Origin of the sequence: Streptomyces silaceus (genome assembly GCF_001419745.1) — a bacterium.
In the GTDB taxonomy this organism is placed as follows: domain Bacteria; phylum Actinomycetota; class Actinomycetes; order Streptomycetales; family Streptomycetaceae; genus Streptomyces; species Streptomyces silaceus.
This window is the reverse complement of record NZ_LIRJ01000155.1, coordinates 1-8,217: the sequence shown is the minus strand read 5'-3', so window position 1 is coordinate 8,217 and position 8,217 is coordinate 1. Positions and strand designations below refer to the sequence as shown.

The following is an 8,217-nucleotide window of genomic DNA, read 5'->3' as shown; positions in this document are numbered from 1 at the left end:
TCCCCGTGCACCCCCGTGCGCTCGCGTACGACACCACGCCCCCGGGCATCGACCCGACGACACCGTCGACAGGGGGAGGTACGCGGTGCATGGACCGGCGCAGGCCGCCTGGCTGCTCGTCGCGCTCTGCACGGCGACCGGGGCCTACTGCCTGCTGAGGATGCGCAGCCGTATCGAGGAGCAGCGCCGCACGGCGGGCGGCGAGGCGCTCATGGGGTTCGGGATGGCGGTGATGGCCGTGCCCGCCGCCGTGGTCGCGCCCCCGCGCTGGGCCTGGTTCGTCTACGCCGTGGTGTTCGGCGCGGCCGCGCTGCACGCCGTGTGGGCGGCCCGCACGGACCGCCACCATCTGCACCATCTGATCGGCGCGGGAGCGATGGTCTACATGGCGGTGGCCATGCTCACGACGCCCGGCGCGCACGCGGGCCACGGCGCCGGGGCGGGCAGCCCACCGCTGACGGGCGCGCTCCTGCTCTACTTCGCCGGATACGTCCTGTGGTCGGGCGCCCGCCTGGCCCCGCTCGCGGTCGCCTCACCGGCGGGCGGAGGCGGCGGCCCGGTCACGGGCGGACCCGTGCCGGGTGGACCCGCCACGCCGGGCTGGGGAGACCGCCCCGAGGTGGCCCTGGCGTGCCGGCTGTCGATGGGCATCGGGATGGTGGCGATGCTGCTGACGCTGTAGGCGGCACGCAGCGCCGGGCGCGGCCCGATGTCCGCGCGGGCGCGGCTCAGTGCCCCAGCGGGGCGCGGCTCAGTGTCCGAGCAGCGCCGAGAGGCCGATGAGGCCGTCGATCTGCCAGTCCGCCGCTTCGGCGACCGCCTCGTCCTCGGCCCACAGATGCCCCCACGGCCCGCGCCGGATGTGCGCCGTGCGCAGACCGGCCTGACGCGCGGGAAAGATGTCGTGGGCGGGGTGGTCCCCGACGTGCAGCGTCTCCCGGGGGCCGGCCTGGGCCGCTTCGAGCACCCGCGTGAAGTAGGCGGGGTCCGGCTTGGCCACGCCCCAGTCGCCGGACGTGACGATCAGGTCGGCCGGCAGATCGAGGTCGCGCAGCAGCTCGGCGGCGCGCGCGGTCGCGTTTCCGGCGACGACGACGCGGACGCCGAGGCGCTGCAGTCCGCCGAGCGCGGGCCGCACGTCCGGGTAGAGGTCGGTCTCGTCCAGGTGCTCGCCGCGGCCCGCCGCCTCACGCGCGCGGGAGGCGGCGGCGACGTCCATGTCCGGGCTGATGAGCCGCAGGGCGTCGGCGGAGTCCCCGCCCCGCGCGACGACCGCGCCGACGAGCGCGGACACGGTGTGCCGCGGCACCTGCAGCCAGTCCGCCCAGGAGGCCCAGTGGCGGTCGTCTTTGGTGAGGGTCTCCCCCACGTCGAACACGATGGTCTCGATCATCACCAGCACATTACGGCGTATCCCGGGCGTGATCGGCGGTCATCACCCGTACGTGCAGCACCGACGTGTCGCACCGGCAGGACGGCCGTGCCCCGCGGACCGAACCCACGATCGCCGCGCGATACACCCGTTCCGTCCGTGGCGTCCGTCACTTGCGGAGACAGGCCATACCCTCCGCCCGTCCGGCCCTCATAGGCTGGGCGGCATGATGGTCCCCGTCGCGCTGTTGCTGCTGGGCGCCCTGACCGCCGTCGTCGCCCCCCGCATGCTGGCACGGGCCGACTGGCCGGAGCGCGAACCCGTGGTCGCGCTGTGGGCTTGGCAGTGCGTGGTGGCGGGTGTGCTGCTCTGCTGCGCGCTCTCCATGACCCTGAGCGCCGCCGCCGCGTGGCAGGCCGTGCGCGGCCACGTCTTCGCGCCCGCGCCGCACGCCGTCGTCGAGGCGTACGCCCTGCAGGCTCCCGGCCCCTGGGCGGCGGCCACCGCGGTGACGCTGGCCTGCGGCGGCATGTGGACCGCGGCGATGCTCACCCGCGAGATCGCGCGGGCCAGGACGCGCCGGGCCGTGCGGCGTGCCGAACTGCAGGTGCGCGCCCCGCTGTTGCCCGGCGAGGAGCCCGGCGCCGACCGTCTCGTGGTCCTCGAAGGGGAGCGGCCCGACGCCTGGTGGCTGCCCGGCCAGGCACCCCAACTGGTCATCACCACCGCCGCGTTGCGCCGCCTGAAGGGCCGCCAGCTGGACGCGGTCCTCGCGCACGAGCAGGGCCACGCGAAGGCGCGGCACGACTGGCTGCTGCACTGCTCGGGCGCGCTGGCCGCCGGCTTCCCGCAGGTGCGGATGTTCGCGGCGTTCCGCGACGAGATGCACCGTCTGGTGGAGCTCGCCGCCGACGACGTCGCCTCGCGCCGCTTCGGCCGCCTGACGATCGCCCTCGCGCTGGTCGAACTGAACGAGGACCGTGGCGTGTTCGGCCCCTGCCCGACGCCGCAGGCACACGTCCCGCAGCGCGTGCACCGGCTGCTCTCGGCCCGCCCGCGGCTCACCGCGGGACGCCGCCTGCGGCTGACGGCGACCGCCGCGCTCGTCCCGGTGATCCCCGTCCTGGTCACCTTCGTGCCGGGCCTGCGCGCGCTGGGCTGACGTCCGCGCGCCGCGCCCGGGACCCCCGGGATGGCCGCGGCCCCGCCCCGTCGGCGAGGATCACCGCATGGACACCGCACCCCCCGACTCCCCGCCCCGTCCGCCCGGCACCCGCGCCGCGCTCACCGCCGCGGCCCTGTGTGTGCCGTCCTTCCTGCTGCTCCTCCTGGTCGCGCTGGAGTGGAGCCCCCTCTTCTCGCTCGACCGCGACATCGCGCGCACGACCCACCGCTGGGCGGTGGACGACCCGGACGCCACGCACGCCGCCAAGATCCTCACCGACTGGTTCTGGGATCCCTGGACGATGCGGGCGCTGTGCGCGGTGGCGGCGATCTGGCTGGCGGTGCGCGGCGCGCGGTGGCTCGCGCTGTGGGTGGCCGGCGCCTGCGTACTGGGTTCGGTGGTGCAGCAGTCCCTCAAGGCGGCGTACGACCGGCCCCGGCCCCAGTGGCCCGACCCCGTGGACTCCGCGCACTACGCGGCCTTCCCCTCCGGCCACGCGATGACGGCCGCCGTCGCCTGCGGCCTGCTCCTGTGGCTGCTGCGCGGGTACGGCGTGGGCCCGGTCCTGTGGCGCACGGCGGTGACGCTCGCGGTGGTCTCCGTCGTCGGGGTCGGCCTGACGCGGATCTGGCTCGGCGTCCACTGGCCGTCCGACGTCCTGGGCGGCTGGCTGCTGGGCGCGCTGGTGGTGGCGCTGGCCGTGGCGACATACGCGTACGGCCCCGGAAGGCGCGCCACGAGCGGCACTTGACCGCGCCTCGGCCGGTCCCGGAGGATCCTGGCCATGACGATCAAGGGCGTGCTCTTCGACTTCTCCGGGACCCTGTTCCGCATCGAGCCGACCGAGTCCTGGCTGCGGGCCGTGCTCGACGCTCTCGAAGTCGGCCTCCCGGAGGACGAGTTGAGTCGGACCGCCGAGGCCCTGGAGCGGGCGGGCGCGCTGCCCGGCGGGGCCTCGCCCCTCGCCGTGCCGGGGCATCTCGCCGAGCTGTGGGCGTCCCGCGACGCGAGCGCCGAGCAGCACCGCGCCGCGTTCACGGGTCTCGCCCGTGAGGTGCCGCTGCCCGATCCGCGGCTGTACGACGCGCTGTACGAGCGGCACATGAGCCCGCACGCCTGGAGCCCCTACGGCGACGCGGCACGCGTCCTGTCCGGGCTGCGCGAGCGGGGTGTCGGCGTCGGGGTGGTGAGCAACATCGGCTGGGATCTGCGGCCCGTGTTCCGCGCCCACGGCCTCGACCCGTACGTCGACGCGTACGTCCTGTCGTACGAGCACGGCATCCAGAAGCCCGACACACGGCTGTTCGCGGTGGCCTGCGAGGCGCTCGGGACCGATCCGCGGGACGTCCTGATGGTGGGCGACGACCGGCGCGCCGACGGCGGCGCGGCCGGCCTCGGGTGCGCGGTGCGCTTCGTCGACCACCTGCCGGTCGCCGCGCGCCCGGACGCCCTGGGGCCGGTCCTCGACCTCGTCAGGTGACGGTCCGGTCTCCGTCGGAGGTCTCCGGGGACCGCGGCGGACCGGCCGGGCGCGACGGGTCGCAGGGCCCGGCGTGATCGCAGAACGGCTGGTTGCCGCTGCGCCCGCAGCCGCACAGCGTCACCCGTGTCTCGTGCGACGCGGGACCGCCCTCGGCGGACACCCGCAGGTCGCCCCGCACGACGATCCGGCCGTCCGCGCACCGCCGCACGCGCGTCACCGGGTCCGCCGGCTCGGCGGTGCCGTCGGCCGGCTCGTACTGCAGCGCGCCGGACGGACAGCGCCTGACGACCTCGGCGACCTCGTCCGCGGGCGCCGCGTCGGGCCGGATCCAGGGGCGCCGGCCCGTGTCGAAGACCCGCGGAAGGCCGCGCACGCACTCGGCGGCGTGGATGCAGCGGCCCGCGTCGAAGGTGACGGTGAGGGAGTCGCCCCGGTACGGCCTGCCTCGCTCGGCTGCCATGCCGGGCTCCTCAGGAGGCCCGGGTCATGACTGGTACCCCTCGACCTCGGCGGCCGGGCGGACCCGCGCGTCGTCGGGGTTCTCGCCGAACTCGGCCTTGGCGCGCCGCTGGCGCAGCAGGTCCCAGCACTGGTCGAGCTCGCGCTCCAGGACACCGAGGCGGGCGTGCTCCGTGGGCCCGTCGATCTCGCCCGCGGCCAGCGCGTCGCGCAGTTTCTTCTCGTCCTCGACCATGGCCGTGATCCGGGACAGGATCTGCTGTTGGTCCATGTCAGTCAGCCTCCTCGGCCCCCCGGCCCACTGTAAGGAGGGCGGGCGGGATCGGCGAGGAGAGAGCGGTCTGCCGACCGCTCCGAACCGCCTGCGAGCAGGCAACACTCCCCCGCGGTGTTGCCTGCCCGAGGCCGTCGTGTCCCGTGCGGGGGCCCGTACGGGCCCCGTGAACGGAACGCGCTGAGTATATTGGCTCGGAGCCAGTCAACGCAGGAGTTATTCAGGATGTCCCCGCGTAGCCCGTCGGTCAATGAAGAGCTGCGCAGACGTTCCCGGGAGCGGCTGCTGCAGGCCACGGTGGAGCTGGTCGGCGAGCGCGGCTACGAGGCCACGACGCTCGGCGACATCGCCGACCGCGCGGGCGCGGCCCGCGGCCTGGTGTCGTACTACTTCCCCGGCAAGCGCCAACTGCTGCAGTCGGCGGTGCACCGGCTGATGCACCGCACGCTGGAGGCGGGCCTGGAACGGGAGCCGCGCACCGAGGACGGCCGCGAGCGCCTCGCCCGCGCCATCGACGCGATCCTCGGCCTGGCCCACGACGAGCCGCTGCTCATGCGCACGCACATGGCGGGCATCCTCCAGGCGGAGGGGTTCGTGCAGTGCCCCGAGCAGCAGCGGCTGGCCGAGCTGCTGCGGGACACGGTGGTCCGCTACGGTTCGACGGACGTCGACCGGGACTATCCGCTGCTGCGGGCGCTGCTGATGGGCACGGTCGTCGCGCTGCTCATCCCGGGGGCACCGATGCCGCTCGGGACGCTGCGGGCCGAGCTGTTCCAGCGCTACGGCCTGGACTGGAAGCTGGGTGTCCCGCCGGACGACACGCCGCCCGACGGGACCTGCAGGGGCCGCTTGATCGACTAGCCGGCCGGGCGACTAGTCGAAGTAGTCCGGCTGGGTCTGGACGTTGAGCTCGTGCAGGCGGACCTTCCGCCCGGGGTCCGTGCGCTTGTCGTTGATCTTCAGCACGTCGAGCCCCTGGTTGATCTCGTTCGAGTAGACCAGGCCGTTGTAGTAGTACGCCGACCAGGAACCCGAGACGACGATCTTGTCGGTGGTGTGCGGACCGCGGTCGAAGTAGCCGATCTCCTTGGGCCGGGTGGAGTCGGTGAAGTCCCAGACGGAGACGCCGCCCTGGTACCAGGCCTGGACCATGAGGTCCTTGCCCTTGACCGGGATCAGCGAGCCGTTGTGGGCGACGCAGTTCTCGGTCGCGCCCTGGTGGCGCGGGATCTTGAAGTAGCTGCGGAAGACGAGCTTGCGCTTGTCGCCCTTGCCCTTGATGTCGTAGATGCCGTTGGCGCCGCGCTCGGGGCCGGTGGCCGCGTCGCAGGTGGCCGCGCTGCCGCCGCCCAGCTCGTCGGTGAAGACGACCTTGTTCGCCTTCTGGTTGAAGGTCGCCGAGTGCCAGAACGCGAAGTTCTTGTTGTCCTGGACCTGGTCGATGACCTTCGGGTGCTCCGGGTCCTTGATGGAGAACAGGATGCCGTCGCCCATGCAGGCGCCGGCCGCCAGGTCCTCGGAGGGCAGCACGGTGAGGTCGTGGCAGCCGGTGGTCTTCTGGACGCCCGGGTTGGTGGGCCCGCCCGGGTTGCCGCCGCCGTCGGGGCCCTCACCGGGGAAGAGCACGGGGAAGCCCACGACCGCGGCCTTCTCGGGCGCCTTGCGCGGCACCTTGATGACCGAGATGCCGTCGTGCGGCGGCTGGCAGTCGGGGAACGTCGCGCTCGGGGAGTACGAGGAGACGTACACGTAGACGTTCTTGCGCTCCGGCACCAGCGTGTGGGTGTGGGAGCCGCAGGCCGTCTCGACGGCCGACACGTACTTCGGGTTCGCCTTGTCGCTGATGTCGAAGATCTTCATGCCCTCCCAGGACGACTTCTCCGTCGCGGGCTGGGAGGTGCTGTTGCAGGAGTTGTCGCTGCGCGAGGAGTCCGTCGACAGGAAGAGCAGGTCGCCGGAGACGGAGACGTCGTTCTGCGATCCCGGGCACAGGACCTGGGAGACCGTCCTCGGGGCCTTCGGGTTGCTGATGTCGTAGATGCGGAAGCCGTCGTAGTTGCCGGCGAAGGCGTACTTCCCCTGGAAGGCGATGTCCGTGTTGAGGCCGGGCAGCGCGTCCTTGGGGACGTTGGCCAGGTGCTCGATGTTGGCCGACTTCTCGATCTCGCCGGGCGCGGGTATCTCGCCGCGCGCCACGGCGTCCTTCGTCCTGCTCTCGTCGCTCTTGGAGACGCTCTTGGGACCGGCGGGCGAGTCACCGGGGTCGGGGATCGCTCCCGCCGGCGCCGCGGTGAGCAGCGCGGCGAGGAGTCCCGCCGCCGCCACGCCGACTCCCAGGCGTCTGCGCCGAGTTCGGGGGTTGTTCAACAGGGTCACTGCGTCCTCCCTTGTCGCCGTTCGCAGTGGAACGGATCGCGGACACCCGAAGTATCGTGCCCGGCATGCACAGATCAATAGGGTGCAACAGACTCGTCATCTGACCGTCCTGTCACCGGCGCCCCGCCGTGTGCCGGGACAGCACCCGCATCACCCGCGTGCCACAGGAGGTCGCAGTGCCCAACCGTCGTACGTACGCCGCCACCGCGCTCATGACGACAGCCGTTCTCCTGCTCGGGGGCTGCGACTCCGACGGCGGCGGTGAGGACGGGGCCGACGCCGGGCGGAAGGCGCAGCCGGGACCCTCGGTGATCGCGCCGGGCAAGCCGGGCGAGGCCGCGGAGACGCTGTCCGCGCAGGACGCCGCCGAGCAGAGAGCCGACGACGACACCCCCAACTCGGCCGACTTCACCTACGCGCAGATGATGATCGTGCACCACGGACAGGCCCTGGAGATGACCGAACTGGCCCCGAAACGGGCCGAGTCGGGCCGCGTCAAGCGGCTCGCGTCGCGCATCAGCGCCGCGCAGGGTCCGGAGATCGGCGCGATGAAGGGCTGGCTGAAGAACCACGGCGGCCCGCGGAAGCACGCCGGGCACGACCACGGGACGATGCCCGGCATGGCGACGGACGCCCAGCTGAAGCAGTTGCGCGCCGCGAAGGGCAAGGCGTTCGACGAGCTCTTCCTCAAACTGATGATCACGCACCACAACGGCGCGATCACCATGGCCACCGAGGTCCTCTCGGACGGCAACAACGTGCAGGTCGAGGAGATGGCGAACGACGTGGTGGCGCAGCAGTCGAGCGAGATCGGCAGGATGCGGGAGATGGACTGAGGGCTCCGTACGGTGCCCTGCCGGGGCGTACGCGCACCGCGCTCCGGTGGCTCAGGCCTACCCGCGGTGGTCCACTTCTACCTGCGGTGGTGACGCGGGGTCAGATAGCCCTCGTCGCGCGCGCCCGCGATCAGCTTGAGCGACTTGCGGCGGCTGCGTCCGGTCGCGCACATCACGGCGAGCACCGGGTCGCGCCCCTCGTCCTGAGCGGCGCGGTAGGTGTCGGCGACGGCGCGGCGGCCCGCGCTGCCC

The 8,217-nt window shown here is 73.2% G+C and carries 11 protein-coding genes; 6 read left to right on the top strand and 5 right to left on the bottom strand.

Features of this window, described 5'->3' with window-relative positions; translation table 11 throughout:
• The first annotated feature begins 85 nt into the window (after positions 1–85).
• Entirely contained in the window at positions 86–682 is a 597-nt protein-coding gene (locus AOK22_RS16350) for a DUF5134 domain-containing protein (RefSeq protein WP_055699391.1), read from the top strand.
• A gap of 69 nt (positions 683–751) precedes the next feature.
• Here the strand turns inward: AOK22_RS16350 and AOK22_RS16345 are convergent, their stop codons facing one another.
• On the bottom strand, positions 752–1,393 hold the full coding sequence (locus AOK22_RS16345) for an HAD family hydrolase (RefSeq protein ID WP_055699390.1): 642 nt from the start codon (positions 1,391–1,393) through the stop codon (positions 752–754).
• Between the two features lie 205 nt (positions 1,394–1,598).
• Here AOK22_RS16345 and AOK22_RS16340 point away from each other — a divergent pair, with 205 nt between their 5' ends.
• The 3 genes from AOK22_RS16340 (at position 1,599) to AOK22_RS16330 (ending at position 4,017) form a co-directional block, all read left to right on the top strand.
• Positions 1,599–2,534: a M56 family metallopeptidase gene (locus tag AOK22_RS16340; protein WP_055699389.1), complete on the top strand. Its 936-nt coding sequence runs from the start codon at positions 1,599–1,601 to the stop codon at positions 2,532–2,534.
• A 67-nt stretch (positions 2,535–2,601) separates the two neighbouring features.
• Positions 2,602–3,288 (top strand): phosphatase PAP2 family protein, encoded by a 687-nt coding sequence (locus AOK22_RS16335; protein ID WP_055699388.1) that lies wholly within the window; start codon positions 2,602–2,604, stop codon positions 3,286–3,288.
• Positions 3,289–3,321: 33 nt separating this feature from the next.
• Complete coding sequence (locus tag AOK22_RS16330) at positions 3,322–4,017, top strand: HAD family hydrolase (RefSeq protein WP_055699387.1); 696 nt, start codon at positions 3,322–3,324, stop codon at positions 4,015–4,017.
• Here the strand turns inward: AOK22_RS16330 and AOK22_RS16325 are convergent.
• The gene (locus AOK22_RS16325; RefSeq protein WP_063795275.1) at positions 4,010–4,480 is read right to left on the bottom strand and encodes a (4Fe-4S)-binding protein; all 471 of its coding nucleotides are present in this window, start codon (positions 4,478–4,480) and stop codon (positions 4,010–4,012) included. The genes AOK22_RS16330 and AOK22_RS16325 overlap by 8 nt on opposite strands.
• A 24-nt stretch (positions 4,481–4,504) precedes the next feature.
• Positions 4,505–4,750, bottom strand: coding sequence for a DUF2630 family protein (locus AOK22_RS16320; protein WP_055699386.1), 246 nt, complete (start codon positions 4,748–4,750; stop codon positions 4,505–4,507).
• Positions 4,751–4,978: 228 nt separating this feature from the next.
• Between AOK22_RS16320 and AOK22_RS16315 the strand changes: the two genes are divergently transcribed.
• Positions 4,979–5,614: a TetR/AcrR family transcriptional regulator gene (locus AOK22_RS16315; RefSeq protein WP_055699385.1), complete on the top strand. Its 636-nt coding sequence runs from the start codon at positions 4,979–4,981 to the stop codon at positions 5,612–5,614.
• A gap of 12 nt (positions 5,615–5,626) precedes the next feature.
• On the opposite strand, the gene AOK22_RS16310 is transcribed toward AOK22_RS16315, so the two are convergent.
• The gene (locus AOK22_RS16310) at positions 5,627–7,129 is read right to left on the bottom strand and encodes an LVIVD repeat-containing protein (RefSeq protein ID WP_055699384.1); all 1,503 of its coding nucleotides are present in this window, start codon (positions 7,127–7,129) and stop codon (positions 5,627–5,629) included.
• Between the two features lie 212 nt (positions 7,130–7,341).
• On the opposite strand from AOK22_RS16310, the gene AOK22_RS16305 reads away from it, so the two are divergent.
• Positions 7,342–7,965, top strand: a complete 624-nt coding sequence (locus AOK22_RS16305; protein WP_055699392.1) for a DUF305 domain-containing protein — start codon at positions 7,342–7,344, stop codon at positions 7,963–7,965.
• 77 nt (positions 7,966–8,042) lie between these two features.
• Here the strand turns inward: AOK22_RS16305 and AOK22_RS42765 are convergent.
• Positions 8,043–8,217 (bottom strand): DUF6214 family protein (locus AOK22_RS42765; protein WP_244164817.1); only part of this gene is annotated, 175 nt, incomplete at its 5' end.

Coding starts and splice junctions, on each gene's coding strand:
- AOK22_RS16345 (WP_055699390.1), bottom strand. CDS start 1,393: ATGATCGAGACCATCGTGTTCGACGTGGGGGAGACCCTCACCAAAGAC.
- AOK22_RS16340 (WP_055699389.1), top strand. CDS start 1,599: ATGATGGTCCCCGTCGCGCTGTTGCTGCTGGGCGCCCTGACCGCCGTC.
- AOK22_RS16335 (WP_055699388.1), top strand. CDS start 2,602: ATGGACACCGCACCCCCCGACTCCCCGCCCCGTCCGCCCGGCACCCGC.
- AOK22_RS16330 (WP_055699387.1), top strand. CDS start 3,322: ATGACGATCAAGGGCGTGCTCTTCGACTTCTCCGGGACCCTGTTCCGC.
- AOK22_RS16325 (WP_063795275.1), bottom strand. CDS start 4,480: ATGGCAGCCGAGCGAGGCAGGCCGTACCGGGGCGACTCCCTCACCGTC.
- AOK22_RS16320 (WP_055699386.1), bottom strand. CDS start 4,750: ATGGACCAACAGCAGATCCTGTCCCGGATCACGGCCATGGTCGAGGAC.
- AOK22_RS16315 (WP_055699385.1), top strand. CDS start 4,979: ATGTCCCCGCGTAGCCCGTCGGTCAATGAAGAGCTGCGCAGACGTTCC.
- AOK22_RS16305 (WP_055699392.1), top strand. CDS start 7,342: ATGACGACAGCCGTTCTCCTGCTCGGGGGCTGCGACTCCGACGGCGGC.